Source organism: Nisaea sediminum, from assembly GCF_014904705.1.
Taxonomy (GTDB): domain Bacteria; phylum Pseudomonadota; class Alphaproteobacteria; order Thalassobaculales; family Thalassobaculaceae; genus Nisaea; species Nisaea sediminum.
The window spans coordinates 59,269-76,590 of record NZ_JACZCQ010000002.1 but is presented as its reverse complement, the minus strand read 5'-3'; the positions used below and the strand labels follow the sequence as shown (position 1 = coordinate 76,590).

General features: G+C 61.8%; 16 protein-coding genes. 12 read left to right on the top strand and 4 right to left on the bottom strand.

Features of this window, described 5'->3' with window-relative positions:
• Nucleotides 1–8 precede the first annotated feature (8 nt).
• The 7 genes from IG122_RS03840 to IG122_RS03810 all read left to right on the top strand — a co-directional run bounded on the left by IG122_RS03840 (nt 9) and on the right by IG122_RS03810 (nt 6,859).
• Nucleotides 9–1,175: a D-alanyl-D-alanine carboxypeptidase family protein gene (locus IG122_RS03840; protein WP_193180639.1), complete on the top strand. Its 1,167-nt coding sequence runs from the start codon at nt 9–11 to the stop codon at nt 1,173–1,175.
• Nucleotides 1,168–1,836: a dTMP kinase gene (gene tmk / locus IG122_RS03835; protein ID WP_319024808.1), complete on the top strand. Its 669-nt coding sequence runs from the start codon at nt 1,168–1,170 to the stop codon at nt 1,834–1,836. The genes IG122_RS03840 and tmk overlap by 8 nt, the downstream gene beginning before the upstream one ends.
• Nucleotides 1,833–2,954 carry a DNA polymerase III subunit delta' gene (locus tag IG122_RS03830; RefSeq protein ID WP_193180637.1) on the top strand — a complete coding sequence of 374 codons (1,122 nt, stop codon included), beginning with the start codon at nt 1,833–1,835 and terminating at the stop codon, nt 2,952–2,954. Before tmk ends, IG122_RS03830 begins: the two co-directional genes overlap by 4 nt.
• Nucleotides 2,955–3,054: 100 nt before the next feature.
• Nucleotides 3,055–4,587 (top strand): methionine--tRNA ligase, encoded by a 1,533-nt coding sequence (metG, locus tag IG122_RS03825; RefSeq protein ID WP_193180636.1) that lies wholly within the window; start codon nt 3,055–3,057, stop codon nt 4,585–4,587.
• Nucleotides 4,588–5,406 (top strand): TatD family hydrolase, encoded by an 819-nt coding sequence (locus tag IG122_RS03820; protein WP_193180635.1) that lies wholly within the window; start codon nt 4,588–4,590, stop codon nt 5,404–5,406.
• Nucleotides 5,407–5,415: 9 nt separating this feature from the next.
• Complete coding sequence (locus IG122_RS03815; RefSeq protein ID WP_193180634.1) at nt 5,416–6,192, top strand: MBL fold metallo-hydrolase; 777 nt, start codon at nt 5,416–5,418, stop codon at nt 6,190–6,192.
• 19 nt (nt 6,193–6,211) lie between these two features.
• Nucleotides 6,212–6,859 carry a glutathione S-transferase family protein gene (locus IG122_RS03810; RefSeq protein WP_193180633.1) on the top strand — a complete coding sequence of 216 codons (648 nt, stop codon included), beginning with the start codon at nt 6,212–6,214 and terminating at the stop codon, nt 6,857–6,859.
• Nucleotides 6,860–6,883: 24 nt separating this feature from the next.
• On the opposite strand, the gene IG122_RS03805 is transcribed toward IG122_RS03810, so the two are convergent.
• The gene (locus IG122_RS03805; protein WP_193180630.1) at nt 6,884–7,960 is read right to left on the bottom strand and encodes a phytanoyl-CoA dioxygenase family protein; all 1,077 of its coding nucleotides are present in this window, start codon (nt 7,958–7,960) and stop codon (nt 6,884–6,886) included.
• A gap of 181 nt (nt 7,961–8,141) precedes the next feature.
• Nucleotides 8,142–8,774: a hypothetical protein gene (locus tag IG122_RS03800; RefSeq protein WP_193180628.1), complete on the bottom strand. Its 633-nt coding sequence runs from the start codon at nt 8,772–8,774 to the stop codon at nt 8,142–8,144.
• Nucleotides 8,775–8,812: 38 nt separating this feature from the next.
• Between IG122_RS03800 and IG122_RS03795 the strand changes: the two genes are divergently transcribed.
• Together IG122_RS03795 and IG122_RS03790 are read left to right on the top strand one after the other, a co-directional pair.
• Nucleotides 8,813–9,064, top strand: a complete 252-nt coding sequence (locus tag IG122_RS03795; RefSeq protein WP_193180626.1) for a hypothetical protein — start codon at nt 8,813–8,815, stop codon at nt 9,062–9,064.
• A gap of 187 nt (nt 9,065–9,251) precedes the next feature.
• Nucleotides 9,252–10,832 carry a hypothetical protein gene (locus IG122_RS03790; RefSeq protein ID WP_193180625.1) on the top strand — a complete coding sequence of 527 codons (1,581 nt, stop codon included), beginning with the start codon at nt 9,252–9,254 and terminating at the stop codon, nt 10,830–10,832.
• A gap of 126 nt (nt 10,833–10,958) precedes the next feature.
• Here the strand turns inward: IG122_RS03790 and IG122_RS24385 are convergent, their stop codons facing one another.
• Nucleotides 10,959–13,340 carry a methyl-accepting chemotaxis protein gene (locus IG122_RS24385; RefSeq protein WP_193180622.1) on the bottom strand — a complete coding sequence of 794 codons (2,382 nt, stop codon included), beginning with the start codon at nt 13,338–13,340 and terminating at the stop codon, nt 10,959–10,961.
• A gap of 373 nt (nt 13,341–13,713) precedes the next feature.
• On the opposite strand from IG122_RS24385, the gene mazG reads away from it, so the two are divergent.
• The 3 genes from mazG (at nt 13,714) to argC (ending at nt 16,393) form a co-directional block, all read left to right on the top strand.
• Complete coding sequence (gene mazG / locus IG122_RS03780) at nt 13,714–14,577, top strand: nucleoside triphosphate pyrophosphohydrolase (RefSeq protein ID WP_193180614.1); 864 nt, start codon at nt 13,714–13,716, stop codon at nt 14,575–14,577.
• A gap of 64 nt (nt 14,578–14,641) precedes the next feature.
• On the top strand, nt 14,642–15,391 hold the full coding sequence (locus IG122_RS03775) for an SDR family oxidoreductase (protein WP_193180612.1): 750 nt from the start codon (nt 14,642–14,644) through the stop codon (nt 15,389–15,391).
• Between the two features lie 36 nt (nt 15,392–15,427).
• Nucleotides 15,428–16,393: an N-acetyl-gamma-glutamyl-phosphate reductase gene (gene argC / locus IG122_RS03770; RefSeq protein WP_193180610.1), complete on the top strand. Its 966-nt coding sequence runs from the start codon at nt 15,428–15,430 to the stop codon at nt 16,391–16,393.
• Between the two features lie 72 nt (nt 16,394–16,465).
• Here argC and IG122_RS03765 read toward each other — a convergent pair whose 3' ends face one another.
• Nucleotides 16,466–17,290, bottom strand: a complete 825-nt coding sequence (locus tag IG122_RS03765) for an inositol monophosphatase family protein (RefSeq protein WP_193180608.1) — start codon at nt 17,288–17,290, stop codon at nt 16,466–16,468.
• Nucleotides 17,291–17,322: the final 32 nt, after the last annotated feature.

Here is a 17,322-nt window from a genome sequence, read left to right as displayed (position 1 = left end):
AAATCATTATGACTTTCGCCAGCAATCTGAACACAGCAATCAGACGCGCGGTCCGGGTGCTACCGGCCGCTCTCCTGTTGCTGACGGTCCAGATTTCGGTTTCCCACGCACTCGATACCAGTGCGCGAGAGGCATTCCTTATCGATTTCGATACGGGAGCGGTGCTGTTCGAAAAGGATTCGGAAAAGCCAATGCCGCCGGCATCCATGACCAAGATCATGACGGCGTTCATGGCCTTCGAGCGCCTCAAGGACGGACGGCTATCGATGGACGACACCATCGCGATCAGTGAGAAAGCCTGGCGCAAGGGCGGCTCCAAGATGTTCGTGAAGGTGAATACACGGGTCCCCATCAGGGAGATCCTGCGCGGGATCATCGTGCAGAGCGGAAACGATGCCTCGATCGCCCTGGCCGAGGCGCTCGCGGGAACGGAAGAGGCTTTCGCCGAGGAAATGACCCGGCGCGGGCGTGAGATCGGTCTGCTCAACAGCACCTTCAAGAACGCGACCGGCTGGCCGGATCCGGATCACCGCTCCACCGCGCGCGATCTTGCGTTTCTGGCGATGGAGATCATCCGAAGGTTCCCGGAATACTATCCGATCTATTCCGAGACCACTTTTACCTACAACAACATCAAGCAGGGGAACCGGAACCCGCTGCTCTACAAGAACATGGGCGCCGACGGCCTTAAGACCGGCCATACCGAAGCGGCCGGATACGGCCTGACGGCCTCCGCGATCCGCAACGGACGGCGGCTGGTGCTCGTGGTCAACGGGCTCGATAGCGTCAAGGACCGGTCGCGCGAGTCGGAAGCGCTGCTGGACTGGGGCTTCCGCGAGTTCGAGAATTATCAGCTCTTCGCCGCCGGGCAGACCGTCGCGGAAGCCGATGTCTGGCTCGGCAACGCAAAGACCGTCGCCCTGACCACCGATCGCGACGTCCTGCTGACGATCCCGCGCACCTCGCGTCCGAAAATGAAGGTCAGCGTGGTCTATGAAGGCCCGGTCCCGGCGCCGATTACGGCCGGCACACAGCTGGCGACCCTGAAGGTGACGGCGCCCGAGATGGAGGACGTCAACATACCGCTTTATGCGGCGGCGGATGTCGCGCAGCTCGGAGTGTTCGGCAAGGTCGGCGCCGCGGTCCAATATCTCGTCTGGGGCAGCGGTGGCTGACCGGCCGGGCCGCGCACGCGGACGTTTCATCACATTCGAAGGCGGGGAAGGGGCCGGCAAAAGCACCCAGATCCGCTTGCTAGCGGATGCTCTCGCAGCGTCCGGTATCGAGGTCTGCCTGACGCGCGAGCCCGGCGGCTCGCCGGGGGCCGAACAGATCCGCGAATTGCTTGTGACAGGCGAGACCGGCCGCTGGGACGCTCTGACCGAACTCCTGCTGCTTTACGCGGCGCGCCGCGACCATGTGCAGCGCCTGATCGAACCCGCTCTGGCGCGCGGCTGCTGGGTCCTGTGCGACCGCTTTGCCGATTCCACCATGGCCTATCAGGGCTACGGACACGGCCTGGAACTTGAGAAGATCAGGGACCTGCACCGCATTGTGCTCGGCGCGTTGAAACCCGACCTGACCCTGGTGCTCGACCTTGCCCCCGAAATCGGCCTTGCCCGTACACGGGCCGGCGGCGAGGCCGAGCGGCGTGGCGGAGAAGACCGTTTCGAGCGGATGGAACTCGCGTTTCACGAACGCATGCGCGAAGGATTCCATGCGATCGCGAAAGCCGAACCGGAGCGAGTCGCTCTGGTGAATGCGGCGCGCGATACGGACGCCGTGACAGCGGAGGTAGCGTCCCTTGTCCGTGCACGCCTCGGAGCAGCGGTATGAGCGAAGCGCAAACTATCCCCCTGCCGCGCGAAACAGGGGAGCTTGTCGGTCATCAGGCGGCGGAAAGCGCCATGGCCGAGGCGGTCGCCTCCGGCAAGATCCCGCATGCCTGGCTGATTACGGGCCCGTCCGGGATCGGCAAGGCGACACTCGCCTACCGGTTCGCCCGCCATATTCTCTCGGGCGCCGGCGCGGCTGAGGACGAAGGGCCCGGTCTGTTCGGCGATGCGCTTCCCGCAACGCCCGCCGGGCTTCACGTCCCGCGCGACAATCCGGTCTTCTCTCAGATTGCAGCCGGCAGCCACCCGGACATGCTGGTCGTTGAGCGCGGCTACGACGAGAAGCGGAAGAAGATGCGCGGCGAGATCGTGATCGACGACGTCCGGCAGATCGGGAGCTTCCTGCGTCTGACGCCCTCGCTTGGCGGTTGGCGGGTCGTCGTGCTGGATAGCGCCGACGAGATGAACCGCAATGCGGCCAACGCCGTCCTGAAGCTGCTTGAGGAGCCGCCGCGCCAGGCATTGTTGCTACTGGTGAGCCACGCGCCCGGGCGCCTGTTGCCGACGATCCGCTCACGCTGCCGCGCCGTGCGTCTCGGGCCGTTGTCGGATGCACAGGTCGCCGAATTGCTGGCGAAGCATCTGCCGGAACTCGATCAAGCAACCTCCGAAACCCTGGTCGCTCTCTCGGAAGGGAGCATCGGTCGGGCCCTGTCTCTCGCTGCGGAAGGCGGCATCGACGCCCTCCGCGAGCTGTTTCGAGCCCTTGAGAGCTATCCGCAGATCAAAGACCTTGCCGTGCTTGAGCTGGCGGATAAGTGGACCCGGGCGACGAAGGCCGAGGAAACGGACCCGTTCGAGACCGGCACCGCCTTGCTCGACTGGTGGCTCGGCCGGATCGCGCGGGACGCGGCGTCCGGCGACCGCCCTGTCGACCGAGTGCCCGGGATGGGCGCCGCCGCCGAGAAACTTGCCGCAGCGCTCGGACCGGCCGGGATCGCGGAACGCCGCGCCGTCATCTCCGCCATGCTCGGGCGCGGCAGCCGTCTCAGCCTCGACAAGCGGCAGATGCTGATGGATGCCTTCCAGTTGCTCGCCCCGGATCACGCCGGTTCCTGACGTTTCGTCTTGAAACTGAGGGGTGCGAGAGGTACCTCAAGACACCCAATTCACAGGCTGCCCGCATGATCGGGCAGCGACCGCCGATCGGACAGTTTCCATGAGCGCGCATTACTACCTGACGACGCCGATCTACTACGTCAACGACAAGCCCCATATCGGTCACGCCTATACGACGCTGGCCTGCGACGCGCTGGCGCGATTCAAGCGGCTGGACGGCTATGACGTGAAATTCCTGACCGGCACCGACGAGCACGGCCAGAAAGTCGAGACCGCGGCCGCCAATGCCGGCGTCGATCCGCAGAGCTTCACCGACAGCGTCTCGCAGAATTTCCGCGACCTCGCGACGGCGATGAACTATTCGAACGACGATTTCATCCGCACCACGGAGGAACGTCACAAGAAGGCTTGCCAGGAGATCTGGAACAAGCTTCTGGAGAAGGGACATATCTATCTCGGCGCTTATGCGGGCTGGTATTCGGTGCGCGACGAGGCCTTCTTCACCGAGACCGAGGTGGTCGACGGCAAGGCGCCGACCGGCGCGCCGGTCGAATGGGTCGAGGAGCCGAGCTATTTCTTCGATCTCTCGAAATGGCAGGAACCGCTGCTGAAGCATTACGAGGAAAACCCCGACTTCGTCGCGCCCCAGGCGCGGCGCAACGAGGTCATAAGCTTCGTGAAATCCGGCCTCCGCGATCTCTCTGTCTCCCGGACCAGCTTCAAATGGGGGATCCCCGTGCCGGGCGACGACGCGCATATCATGTATGTCTGGCTGGATGCGCTGACCAACTACATCACCGCCGCCGGCTATCCGGACACCGACAGCCCCGAGTACAAGGCCTTCTGGCCGGCCGACCTGCACATGGTCGGCAAGGACATCCTGCGCTTCCATGCGGTCTACTGGCCGGCCTTCCTGATGGCCGCCGGCCTGCCGCTGCCGAAGCGCGTCTATGCCCATGGCTGGTGGACCAACGAGGGCCAGAAGATCTCCAAGTCGCTCGGCAACGTGATCGATCCGCTGGAACTCGTTGAGAAATACGGCCTCGACCAGGTGCGGTACTTCCTGCTGCGCGAGGTGCCGTTCGGCAATGACGGCGACTTCTCGCACCAGGCGATGGTCAATCGGATGAACAGCGAACTGGCCAACGATTTCGGCAACCTGTCGCAGCGCGTGCTCTCGATGATCGCGAAGAATTGCGGCGCCGCGTTGCCGGTCCATGGCGACTTCACCGAGGCCGACCGGAAGCTGCTGGACGCCGCGGCCGGCCTGCTCGGCGAGCTGCGGACCTCCTATGACGCCCAGGCCTTCCACAAGGCGCTGGAGCAGATCTGGCAGGTTATCGGCGACGCGAACCGCTATGTCGACGAGATGGCGCCGTGGGCCCTGAAGAAGACTGATCCCGACCGCATGGCGACGGTGCTCTACGTGCTGGCCGACGTGATCCGCGTGCTCGCGGTGCTGATGCAGCCCGTGGTGCCGGAGAGCGCCGCGAAGATGCTGGACCAGCTCGCCGTCGGGGAAGAGGGGCGAAGCTTCGCCGCGCTCGGCACCCGCCTGGTTCCGGGCACGCCTCTGCCGAAGCCGAGCGGGGTCTTTCCGCGCTATGTCGAACCGGAAGAAGCGGGGGCCTGAGTGAGCGTTCCGGCGATCGTCGACTCCCACTGTCATCTCGATTTCGAGGCCTTCGAGGAGGAACGGGACGAGGTGATCGCCCGGGCGCGCCGTGCCGGCGTCTGCCGCATGGTGACGATCAGCACAAGGATCTCGACCTTTCCCCGTATCCGCGCCATCGCGGAGCAGTATGACGACGTCTTCTGCTCGGTCGGCATCCACCCGCACCAGGCGGGGGAGGAGGCTCCGGTCTCGGTCGAGGAACTGGTGGAGCTTGCCGCGCATCCGAAGGTCGTCGGGATCGGCGAGTCCGGTTTCGACTATTACTACGACAGCGCCCCGCGCGACGCCCAGCGCCGCAGTTTCACGACCCATATCCGGGCGGCCCAGGAAACCGGTCTGCCGTTGATCGTCCATGCCCGCGACGCGGACGAGGACACGGCGGCGCTGCTGGAAGAAGAATATGCCCGCAAGCCCTATACGGGCGTGCTGCACTGCTTCAGCAGCGGGCGGGGCCTCGCAATGCGGGCGCTCGATATCGGGTTCTATATCTCGCTGAGCGGCATCATCACCTTCAGGAACGCCGAGGATATCCGCGCGACGGTGCGCGACGTTCCAGAGGAGCGTCTGCTGGTCGAGACCGACGCCCCTTATCTCGCGCCGGTGCCGAAGCGCGGCAAGCGGAACGAGCCGGCCTATGTCGCCTATACCCATGCCGCGCTGGCGGAGCTTCGCGGCGTTTCCGAGGCGGAGATGGCGGCCGCCACAACGCGGAACTTCTTCCGGCTCTTTTCCAAGGTTCCGCCGCCGGCGGATCTCGATCTCGGCAAAGCGGCCTGAAGCGCGCACATGAAGATCACCATGCTCGGCTGCGGTCCGTCCTCGGGTGTTCCCGTCGTCGGTGACGGCTGGGATGCCTGCGACCCGTGCAATCCGAAGAACCGGCGGCGCCGGCCGTCGGTGCTTGTCGAGGAGGACGGCATCTCTGTCCTGGTCGACACCACACCGGACCTGCATGACCAGCTCGTGGATGCCGGCGTCACCGATCTCGACGCCATCATCTACACCCACAGCCATGCCGACCATGTGCACGGGATCGACGATGTCCGCCCGCTTTGCTGGGGCACCGGAAAGCAGATCCCGGCCTATATGGACGCCAAGACCTGGAAGGACATCAACCAGCGCTTCGGCTACATGTTCGAAAAGACGCCGGAGAGCCCTCCGCATTTCCGTTCGCCGCTCTCCATGCACGAGATCGCGGCCGGCCAGACGTTGGAGATCGGTCCGCTCTCGATCGAGATCTCCGAACAGGATCACGGACCGAGCGGGACCAGCCTGGGTCTCCTCTTCAATGGCAAGTTCGCGTATTCGACCGATGTCGCGGTCCATACGACGGCCGAGCTCGACCGGCTCAAAGGGATCGACGTCTGGATCGTCGATTGCCTGCGTATCGATGCGGCGCGCAGCCATGCGAACCTTGAGACGGCGCTTTCATGGGCGAATCACGTGAAAGCCGGGAAGACCTACTTCACCCATATGGCGGCCTCGCTCGACTACGAAACAACGCTCGCGAAATGTCCACCGGGCGTCGAACCGGGATATGATGGTCTGGTGATCGAGATCTGACGGAGGAAAGGGACCGGCAATGCTGAAGGTTTGGGGCAGACGCAGCGCGTTCAACGTCCAGAAAGTCATGTGGCTCATCGGCGAACTCGGCCTGGAGCACGTGCACACCACTCTCGGCGGCGATGCCGGAGGCCTCGACGATCCGGCCTTCCGGAAAATGAACCCGCACGGCCGCGTTCCGGTGATCGACGACAATGGGACGATTGTCTGGGAATCTCATGCCATCCTCCGCTACCTGGCTGCCGTCTACGGCGACGACGCCCTCTGGCCGGACGATCCGGCGGTGCGGTCAGAGGCTGACCGGTGGATGGACTGGGCGCAGAGCAGCCTGCAGCCGACCTTTCTCAATGGCATTTTCTGGGGCTATTTCCGCACCCCGGAAGCGCAGCGCGACTGGCCGCTAATCCGCGAAAAACAAGAGCTTAGCAACCAATACTTCGAGCGGCTCGACGAGGCTCTGAAGGGCAGGGACTATCTCGGCGGCACGCGCCTCGGTCTCGGCGACATTCCGGCCGGTACGCACCTATACCGGTATTTCGGCATGGATCTGGACCGGCCGGCGCTCCCGCATGTCGAGGCCTGGTACGAACGACTGCAGGAACGCCCGGCTTATCGGGAACATGTGATGATCCCGTTCCAGGACCTGAAGGGCAAGACGAGCTATTGAGGTAAGCTGAAGGACTGTTGGCAGCTATTCGAGACCAAGCAGTACCTTCAGTGCCCGCCGCTTGCCGATCCGCTGCTGCGGCGGCGCCGGGGTATCATCGAACAGATAGGCATTAGGCACGAGCTCGCCGGTCCGGATATCCGTGATGTCACGGAAGAAGACATCGCCCTTGTGCCAGTTCGAAAGCAGCGGGGTGTAATAACTGCAGCCCTTGAAATAATAATGCGTTACCTGACTGTGTCGGCTGCGGCCCGGCTCGACGATCGGACTGCCGCCGTGGATCACGTTGGCGGACCAAATGACGGCCTCGCCCTTGTTGACGGTCAATGTCTGCTTCTCGAGACCGTGCGCCTCCATGAGCTGGTCGAGAAAATCGACATAGGTCGCGTAGCGCGGCGAGAACTCTTCCTCCTTGCGGCTGCCTTCGAGACCTGCATCGAAGAAATCATACACCGGTAGAAGCTGGCTGCCCGGATAGTAGAAGAGGGGGCCGTTATTGGCATCGATATCCTCGAGACCGACCCAGACACCGCACATGAAACGGTGGGGCATTGAGTCGAAATGCACCGTGTCCGTGTGCCCGGCCTGCTCGGTGCCGACACGGAAATTCAGCGTCTGGAACGGCACGACATCGCGGCCATAGAGCAGCTCGAGCGTTTCGATCACTTTCGGATTCAACGCGATCTGCTTGACGTCCTCGTTGTTGCGCCAGGCATCCTGGATGCGCACCGGATCGGTGTACTTGTCCGCCAGTTCCTCGATGACCTGCTCGGCGGTTCCGTCGCAAATCGCATCGCGGAGATCGATCTTCACCAGACCGTCCTCATGGAACGCCCGCACCATTGCGGCCTGTTCTTCGGAAAGTGCCTTCTCGGCCAGAAGGCGGCCGAAGAACGGCGAATGAACCCAGGGCGTGTTCATGCTGTTCGGGTCGAACGGAGACTGCCGCGGACCTTTGTCGAGATATGCTTGGTACTGGGCCCATTCGAGCCGGCGAGCCGGACGCTCGTTGAGCCAAGCATCGAACGCGCCCTGATCGGTTTTGTCTGTATAACCGAAACCGCGCATGCGGGTGGCAAGAACGCTTGCAGGATTTGACACGGGTAAACTCCCGGAATGGTGATTTTGAGCGAGGCGGTGCGGAAACCGGTTGAGCGCAAATTAACCACCTTGCCCGCCGCGTTGGAAGCAACAATTTTTTTGTGTACTATTGTATTCTCAGCCCTGGAACGCCGGGCGATGAAGGATGCGAGCTGAAATTTAGAGAGCTCTCACCAGATACTTATCCACCCCATAAAGGTGGATCCTGCAGATCCAGAAGAGCCCAGTCCGGTGAGCGTCCTTCAGCTTCCGCCCGATGCCGGAGCATACTCCGGAAGCCGTTCCGTGCCATTTCCAGATCCAGCCTGAGGTCGAATCTTTTGGCCACGGTTTCCGCGACATTCAGCAGCGTCTCGAAGCCCTGAAGGCAAAGCGGCTCGCTTCGTGCATTCTGATTGGCAAGGATCAGCCAGCGCGGCTGGCTTCGCTGCAGCGCATCGACAAAACCGGCAGTGCCGCCAGGCCCGGACGGATCCGGCAACGGGGGAATGACCTCACGCACATAGAATTCCATCCAGCGCTCGAAATAGCCGCGCAATTCCAGGATCGGCGGCGCGTCCTGAAGGACCGCATCGGGATTCGCCCGTTCCGCCTCGAGGCGCTCGTAGAGCAGTTCCTCGATGAACAACTCGAGAAACTCGTAGAGAGTCGTGGTCGAGCCGATTGCGTGCAGCATCCCCGCGAGTTCCTTCGGAACCACAGTGATATAATCCTCACGACTGGAGGTCTTGTGCGAGCGGTTGTGTTGCCCCGCATGCCACGTAATAACCCGGCCCGGCTTCTTCAGGGCTTCTTCGAGTGCTATCCTGCGCACATCGCCATCCAGACCGCTGCAACCGAAGGACAGAAGCCATGATAGACCTGAACCTGATCGGCGAGTTGCAGAAAGATCATAAAAAACTGCTTCTGAACAAGGAAGAGGCCGCTGCCTTTCTGGGCGACCTCGCGGCGCTCTGCCGGAAGCACAACGTACTGCTGAGAACGTCTGACGGAATGATCCGCTTCTCCAAAGGTTTCGATAACTCAGAGACCCGCACCACGTTCAAGGCGGCGCTGGATCAGTCGGGAAGCGTCCCGGCGGCGAAGATCGCGATCAAGGGATAGCGTTCTCAGCCATAGACGATATTTCCCATAATATACATTATGCGATAATTACTTGTGGACCTGAAGCCATCCCTCAAGGCTCTGCCCTCTGCGCCCCGTGCACGGCTTGACGCATCAAGGGGAAATTCTTAGAGCTATTTCAATCTGATCCAATCGGACCGCACCGCATCCGGACGGAGTGTATTCTATGATCGAGTTCATCGGACGCCGGTCCGACGTCATGATGCCGGAAATCAGCACTCCGCGCGCGGACCTCGACAAACTCTATCTCGATCTGACCCAGTCCAATATCCCCTACGTCCCGACCAACGATGCGGCCTATGAGCAATACCAACCGAAAATCTATCTGCAGAACGAGCTGCAGGTGCAGGCCTTCGTGGAGCAAGCCCTCACCCTCTTGAGTCCCGAAGACGCAAAGAAATTCGGAGCGCAATCCGTACCCGCGGGCGACCAGCTCGGTGCATATCTTCAGGAACTCTTCGAGGCAGTGAAACCGAAAGTCGATATCGCCTTTATCAGGGCGACCTTCGACCGGTTTATCGACAAAGCCTATAAGGATGCTTTTCAGGCTTTTGCGGCGTCAGTCGACAAATCCGCAAATGGGACCCAGTTCAAGGGTTCCGTCGTCTTTGTCGCTCGTAACAGTTTCAATGTGATACAGCGCGAAGCATTGTACCTGCGGCGCAACGGCTACAAGGTCACGCTGCTGAACCTCAATCCGATCGGAGATAGCCTCAAACCGTTCTTCAACGAAGCGTTCCACATCGTCTTCGACAGTATCGGATCCTATCATACGCTCGGAAAACTTCTTCCGCTCCTGAAGCCCGACATCTTCCATGTCCAATGCCTGATGCACGAGTACTTCATGGCGCGCTTCATCAATGAGAACAAGACGACCGGAAAGCTTGTCTGCGAGTTCTATGACATCACCTCGGTCTTCGCGCCGACCGACATTCTGAAGAAGATTTACTGGCCCGCCGGCATCGATCTGGATGTCGAGATGGAGCGTTATATTTTCAACCACGCGGACGCGGTCATCCATCGCTTCTATCCGCCCTTCATTGACCGGCTCGCCAGGAACTATGGGGCCACCACGCCTCGGCAGCTGGAGATTCAGCAATCCGCCTGCGCGGAATACATCCACTACAGAACCGAGCCGGCCGCCCCGGAGGACCCGATCAAGCTTGTATTCTGCGGCGGCCTGATGCCCCGGACGGACACGCATCCCGGGCGCCTCTTCGCGGAGCAGTACAATCCGGAGACCTGGGCCCTGCTTCTTGAGCAGGGTTTCGAGATCAACGTTTATCTGAGTGTATTACGCAGTTACGGAGAACGCGGTCTTGAGCATTTCCTGGAGCTCGCCGCGACCTATCCCGGTCTGAAGCTGCACGAAGGCGTTCCGCAAAACGAACTCTCGAGAACGATCTGCACGAATGATTTCGGCATCATTCTCTCCCTGATGCCATCCGAAGGGACTTGGAGCTATCAGGAACAGCTCGAAACAAGCGTGTCGACCAAGCTCTACTCGTACCTGGAAGCGGGACTCCCGGTCATCATCAACTCAGAATACAAATACATGGCCGAATTGCTCGAGCGTGAAGGAATGGGCCTCACGCTCAGTCACGACGAGATTCCCCACGCCGGTGAAAAGATCCGCAGCTTCGATCGCGCCGCGGCTTTCGAGAACATCAAGCGCTTCAACAGAGATCGAGGCATGGACAAGGAAATCCATCGGCTCATAAATCTTTATGACGAGATCCTGCCATAGACGCCGCCGATCCGCCGCGGCGCGCCGTAGCCGTCACCACGGGCCGAAGAGCGAGCTCTCAAGACCGACGGCCGAGGAATACCACGAGGCATTCCTCGGCCGTCCCGCGTTTTCCAGCAATCCGCGTTATGCTGCCAGCCTGATCCGAATACCCTCGCGATGGCAGCTCACCACGACACCCGAGGCGTTCGAGCGGCCTTGAACGACGATCTGGACACGCTCCCCTTCCTCAAGTCTCGCGTCCTTCGTATCGGTGAAGAAGGCCGTCCCCCCGGATTCGTCGCGCAGGACGCACCGCACCCGCTTGTTTCCAACGCTGAGCTCGGCCGGCAGGTTCAATTTCGGACGCTCGGTCTCGCGGCGGTTTGAATCCTGCGTCGCTGTACGAACCGCGCGGACAATGGCGGAACTGAGCTCCACGATCGCCCCTTCGACATCGCCGGCCGCCGCCCGAACGCTTCGCGTCGCTTCACGCGTGCTTGCCGCCTCGTCCGAGACGGTCGTGATGCGCAGAGAAACTTCGTTCGTCGCATCCGTCGTTTCGGCCACATTGCGGCTGATCTCGGACGTCGCAGCAGCCTGTTCTTCCATTGCAGCGGAAACGGAGGCGGAAATTGCGTCGATGTCGGAGATTTTTTCACTCATTTCCCCGACCTCGGAAACCGCATTGCCCGTCACCGCCTGAACTGCGGAAATCTGCGTGGCGATTTCTTCGGTCGCCTTGGCGGTCTGGGTCGCGAGGCTCTTCACCTCGCTCGCCACGACGGCAAAACCCTTGCCCGCCTCGCCCGCGCGCGCCGCCTCGATGGTGGCATTCAGCGCAAGGAGATTGGTCTGCTCGGCGATCCCGCGGATCAGTTCCGAGACCTCGCCGATCTTCTGCACGCTCTCCGCAAGCGACTGGATCGTCTGCCGGGTCCGGTTTCCGATTTCCACGGCACCGCTGGTCGCGGAGCGCGCGAGGCCGACCTGCTCGGTGATCTCGTGGATCGAGCTGGACAGCTCTTCCGTCGCCGACGCGACCGACTGGGCGTTCTGCATCGACTGCGTGGCCGCCGAGGCGACAGAGCTCGAGTTCTCCGAAACCAACTCGGCGGACTTCGCCATCGTTGCGGCATCTTCGGCCATCTTCCGCGTCAGTCGGGCCACACCGTCAACCGCGCTGCGGGCTTCCTGCTCGACCGTATCGGCCATCTCCCGGATGGCCTTGCGCCGGATTTCCTGCGCTTTCGCCTCGTTGGCCAGCCGTTCGAATTCGGAATAATTGATCCTGGCCTGCAAGGCGCGGACCTGCGCCGTGACGGAGCGGAATTCAGAGACCTTCGGCGAGAGGATACGGGCCGATTTCGGGTCTTTCGAGATCGCCACGAAATCCTGCTCCAGTTTGCCGAACCCGGAACGCAGGACCGCAAAGATGCGAACAGCGAAGAGCATGGCCACGACAATCGCGACGATCGTCGCCACGATCATGACGATCAGCGCGCTGGTGAGCGTCTCCCCGGCGTCACTGGTAATCTGCTCCGCCGTTTCCTGCAGCTTGGCTGCCATGACGGAGATCTGGTCCGTCAGCGGATCGACGGAGGGATAGAGGTCTTTCTCGATGAAGACAACGAGATCCTCCATGGATTGCGCCCGGATGATTTCGAGCAGGCGCGCGGCGGCGGCATCGGTCACTTTTTTCTTGGCCTTGGCGTCTGCCAGAAGCGCGGCCTCTTCTGCGGGATGGTCTTTGTTCGCGTAGATGTTCCACTTCGCGTCAATAACGGCGAGCGCATCCTTCACGGACGCCTCGGTCTCCTCCCACGTGAAGCTGCCGCCCCTCATTTTGTGAGACGCGTCGACGATCTGGACGGCATAGGCGTCCGAGACTGTCTTGAGAATCGCCATTTCGGTGAGCACTTCCTCGCGCATCTCGTCGAAAATTCCGACTGCCGTCTTGTCGATGTAAAACCCGATTCCGGAGAGCGTCAGCATCAGGAGCAGAACGATGGCGTAACCGGTTCCAATCGCCCCCTTTATGCTGCCGAAGAAGCGCGACAGCTTGGCCATCGGCGTCGTCGAGAAGACATCGCCGCCCTCGACCGCGACATTCTTGGCCTTGCCTTCGCGGAGATCGCGATAAAGCGCCTCGTAATGCTTCTTCTCGCTTTCGGTCGGCCGCGTTCTGATCGAGATATACCCGGTGACGTTACCGTCTTCCATCGTCGGAGTGACATTCGCGCGGACCCAGTAATGGTCGCCGGATTTTGTGCGGTTCTTGACGAACCCTTCCCAGCACTTCCCCGCCTTGATCGTGGCCCAAAGATCGGCGAAGGCCTCCTTGGGCATGTCGCGGTGGCGCACCAGATTGTGCGGCTGGCGCATCAGCTCTTCTTCGGTAAAGCCGCTGATCTTCACGAACGCGTCGTTGGCAAATTCGATCCTGCTGTCCGGTGCGGTCCTCGATACCAAGACTTCATCCGCACCGAACGTCACTTCTCGATTGGTTACCGGTCCGTTATCGCGCATTTCAACTGCTCTCCTGACGCAAACGGCGGGTACTGCCCACCCCGATGCCTGGCCGACGTCCCGCGCTCTGCCGATGGCGAATCTGGACGCAACGATGCAGCGTCGGAATAAACATTTCGTTAAAATACCAGTTTGTTTTTACGACGCACATCGATGCCGGAGAGCATACCTCTCTGTCGTAAAAATATATGCGCCAACAGGGCCGGCAATCCAAGTCTAACGGCATGGAATAAACGCTCAACGATCCGCCTTCTCCCGCCAGCAGGACCGGAACAGAGTCTTTTCGTACGAGCCTCTTTCGGACAGGTAATTTCTACACTGGGAGCGTTTCGGTCTTTTGCACCATTCCCCCCGGCAGTAAGGTGCGGCCATCATGAGCACCCGCACGCCGACACCGTCCCCCCTGCCCGCACCGTCAGCCGATCTTTCCCCGATAGAGCGCCTCCGCCAGGTCATGGCCGCGTTGCGCGATCCGCAGAAAGGCTGCCCCTGGGATATCGAACAGACTTTCGAGACCATTGCCCCCTATACCATCGAGGAGGCCTACGAAGTCGCCGATGCGATCGAGCAAGGCGACATGCCGCACCTCGAGGAGGAGCTCGGAGACCTGCTTTTGCAGGTGATCTACTACACGCAGATGGGCAGCGAGGCCGGGCATTTCGATTTCGACAGCGTGGCTGAAGGGATCACCGAGAAGATGATCCGACGCCACCCTCATGTCTTCGGCGGCGAGAACGTGGCGGATGCCGACGCCCAGACCCGGAACTGGGAAGCCCAGAAGGCCGAGGAGCGTGCCCGCAAGGCCGCCGAGAGCGGCATCCGGCCGAGCGCCCTCGACGGGATCTCCGCCGCCTTCCCCGCCCTGATGCGCGCTCTCAAGCTGCAGAAGCGCGCCAGCCGCGTCGGTTTCGACTGGCCGGATGCCGATCGGGTGCTGGACAAGATCGACGAGGAGATCGCCGAGGTCCGGGCCGAGATGAGGCCCGACCCGGCCGACCAGGACATGGACCGGCTGGAGGACGAGGTCGGTGATCTGCTTTTCGTCTGCGTCAATCTCGCCCGAAAACTAGGGGTCGATCCGGAAAGCGCGCTCCGACGCTGTAACCGGAAATTCGAGCGTCGCTTCCGTGCCGTCGAAACCATGATGCAGGACGAACACGGGCGGACGCTCGAAGAGTCGGAACTGGACGAAATGGAAGCGCTCTGGCAGCGCGCCAAGCAGTTCGAAAAATCCTGATCTCACTTTAAGACACTGCGACAACACCCTGCCGAGACTCATTTTTGCCGAAGGGAGACACTCCATGGCCAAGACCGTATTCATCACCGGCGCGACGTCGGGTTTCGGCGAGGCTACGGCACGCCGCTTCGCCGCCGAAGGCTGGCAGACCATCATCTCCGGCCGCCGCTCCGAACGCCTGGAAGCCCTCAAGAACGAGCTGCCGACGCCCTGCCACACCATCACCCTCGACGTGCAGGACAAGGCCGCTGTCGATGCCGCCGTCGCCGGTATTCCCGACGCCTTCAAGCCGGTCGACGTGCTGGTGAACAATGCGGGGCTCGCCCTCGGCCTCGAAGGCGCCGACCAGGTCTCGATCGAGGACTGGGAGACCATGATCGACACCAACATCAAGGGACTGCTCTACTGCACCCGCGCCCTGCTCCCGCATATGGTCGAGGCCGGGCACGGTCATGTCGTCAATCTCGGCTCGGTTGCCGGCAACTGGCCTTATCCCGGCGGCAATGTCTACGGCGCGACCAAGGCTTTCGTGCGGCAGTTCACACTGAACCTCCGGGCGGACCTCGTGGCCAAAAACATCCGCGCGACGGATATCGAGCCTGGTCTCGCCAATACCGAGTTCTCGACCGTCCGTTTCAAGGGCGACAAGGACAAGGCGGACGATTTCTATAGCGGTATCGATCCGCTCAGAGCCGAAGATATCGCGGATGCCATTTTCTGGGCGGCCTCGCGTCCGGCGAACGTGAATATCAATCGGATCGAGATGATGGCGGGTTGCCAAGCCTTCTCGCCATTCAATATTGTGCGGAAATAGGCGCGGTAAGGGATCGCGCATTTCAGGAGATCCGCCATGGCGGTACGCATTTTCATCGACGGAGAAGTTGGGACCACGGGCCTGCAGATCCGCGAGCGGCTGATAGGCCGGGACGATGTCTCGCTGATCAGCCTCGGCGCGGAGGAACGCAAGGATACCGAAGCCCGACGCCGTGCGCTGAATGAGGCGGATCTCTCCATCCTCTGCCTGCCCGATGCGGCGGCGGTGGAAGCGGTCTCGATGATCGAAAACCCGGAGACCAAGGTGATCGACGCCTCGACCGCGCACCGGGTCGCCGAGGGCTGGGTGTACGGCTTTCCGGAGATGACGGCCGGGCATGAGAATGCCGTGCGCCATGCGCGCTTCGTCGGCAATCCGGGCTGCTATCCGACCGGCGCGATCGGGCTGATCCGCCCGCTGGTGGAGAATTCCCTGCTGCCGGCGACCTATCCGGTCACGGTGAACGCGGTCTCCGGCTATTCCGGCGGCGGCAAGGCGCTGATCAATCAGATGGAGGACGGCAAGGCCGAAGACCATATCGGCTCGGCCATCTTCTCCTACGGCCTGCAGCTGCAGCACAAGCACCTGCCCGAGATGCAGCAGTACTCCATGCTGGAGCACAAGCCGATCTTCCAGCCGAGCGTCGCGCGTTACTACAAGGGGATGGCGGTCTATGTGCCGCTGCATCTCTGGGCGCTTCCCGGCGGCGTCGGCGCCAAGCGGATCCACGAGTGCCTCAGCGACCATTACAGCGGCCATCTCTTCACCGAGGTGGCGCCGCTCGAGGAATCCCTCGCCCTCGCCCGGCTCGATCCTGAGGAGCAGAACGACAGCAACCGGATCCGCTTCTACGTCTTCGCGAACGAGAAGAACGGCCAGTGCGTGCTGGCGGCGACCCTCGACAATCTCGGCAAGGGCGCATCGGGCGCCGCGGTGCAGAACATGAATCTCATGCTCGGCCTCGAGGAAGGTCTCGGACTGACCCTCGAACGCGCCGCCTGATTGAAGCGAACGGAAAAAGGAAAAGCCCCGGTGGATACCGGGGCTTTTTCTGTTTTCCGGAACGCCCGGGCATCAGGGCCAGAGCCTGTCCCGCAAATCATCCCAGGCAGCTTCGTCCGGTGCGATCAGCAAACCGCCGTCCAGCTGGTCCGGGAGGTAGGGCATCTTGTTGAAGCGGGCATGGAAACCGCCGGCTTCCTGATGCAGCAGCGTGCCCGCCACGTGATCCCACGGCATATTCTTCGGATACATCGCGAAATGCGCCTTGCCGGTCAACAGCGTCAGATATTCGTGGCCGGCACAGCCATAGCGGAAATGCTCCTCGACCGCGTCCTTCGCCCGCTCCTTCATTTCTTCCTTGAGCGGAGACGACAAGAAACGGAAGTTCAACGCGCCGCGCATTTCCGTACTGGGGCGACCGGCAAGAACCGAAAGCCGCTCTTCCCGTCCATTGTAATGGCACATCCACGCCCCTTCCCCGCGGGCGGCCACGGCACAGCGTTCGCCGAGCGGGTCGAGGATGAGGCCGAGCACGGACTGGCGCCGGTGCACGAGCGAGACCATCACGCAGAACTTGCTGTCGCCCCGGGCAAAATTCCGGGTTCCGTCGACCGGGTCGACGATCCAGACCGGGTCATCGCCTGTCAGAGCGTTCAGGACCAACTTGTCGGCGGCGACGGCCTCCTCACCGACCACCGCGGAGCCCGGCAGCAGATCCTGGAGAAGTGGCGTCATCCGCCGCTCGGATTCGATATCGGCAATGGTGACGAGATCGTCCGGGCCGGTCTTTTCCTGGATTTCTCCCCTCTGCAGCGACCTGTAACGTGGCAGTATCACCGAATTCGCGGTTTCCCGCATGATGCCCATGACGGCAGAGGGATCTGGATATCTGTTCATTCGCGCCAGTAAATGATTTGCCGGCGAGTGCC

What these genes read in the sequence shown, in the direction of transcription:
- IG122_RS03840 (WP_193180639.1), top strand. Translation starts at nt 9, where the DNA reads ATGACTTTCGCCAGCAATCTGAACACAGCAATCAGACGCGCGGTCCGG.
- IG122_RS03830 (WP_193180637.1), top strand. Translation starts at nt 1,833, where the DNA reads ATGAGCGAAGCGCAAACTATCCCCCTGCCGCGCGAAACAGGGGAGCTT.
- metG (WP_193180636.1), top strand. Translation starts at nt 3,055, where the DNA reads ATGAGCGCGCATTACTACCTGACGACGCCGATCTACTACGTCAACGAC.
- IG122_RS03815 (WP_193180634.1), top strand. Translation starts at nt 5,416, where the DNA reads ATGAAGATCACCATGCTCGGCTGCGGTCCGTCCTCGGGTGTTCCCGTC.
- IG122_RS03810 (WP_193180633.1), top strand. Translation starts at nt 6,212, where the DNA reads ATGCTGAAGGTTTGGGGCAGACGCAGCGCGTTCAACGTCCAGAAAGTC.
- IG122_RS03795 (WP_193180626.1), top strand. Translation starts at nt 8,813, where the DNA reads ATGATAGACCTGAACCTGATCGGCGAGTTGCAGAAAGATCATAAAAAA.
- IG122_RS03790 (WP_193180625.1), top strand. Translation starts at nt 9,252, where the DNA reads ATGATCGAGTTCATCGGACGCCGGTCCGACGTCATGATGCCGGAAATC.
- IG122_RS24385 (WP_193180622.1), bottom strand. Translation starts at nt 13,340, where the DNA reads ATGCGCGATAACGGACCGGTAACCAATCGAGAAGTGACGTTCGGTGCG.
- mazG (WP_193180614.1), top strand. Translation starts at nt 13,714, where the DNA reads ATGAGCACCCGCACGCCGACACCGTCCCCCCTGCCCGCACCGTCAGCC.
- IG122_RS03775 (WP_193180612.1), top strand. Translation starts at nt 14,642, where the DNA reads ATGGCCAAGACCGTATTCATCACCGGCGCGACGTCGGGTTTCGGCGAG.
- argC (WP_193180610.1), top strand. Translation starts at nt 15,428, where the DNA reads ATGGCGGTACGCATTTTCATCGACGGAGAAGTTGGGACCACGGGCCTG.
- IG122_RS03765 (WP_193180608.1), bottom strand. Translation starts at nt 17,290, where the DNA reads ATGAACAGATATCCAGATCCCTCTGCCGTCATGGGCATCATGCGGGAA.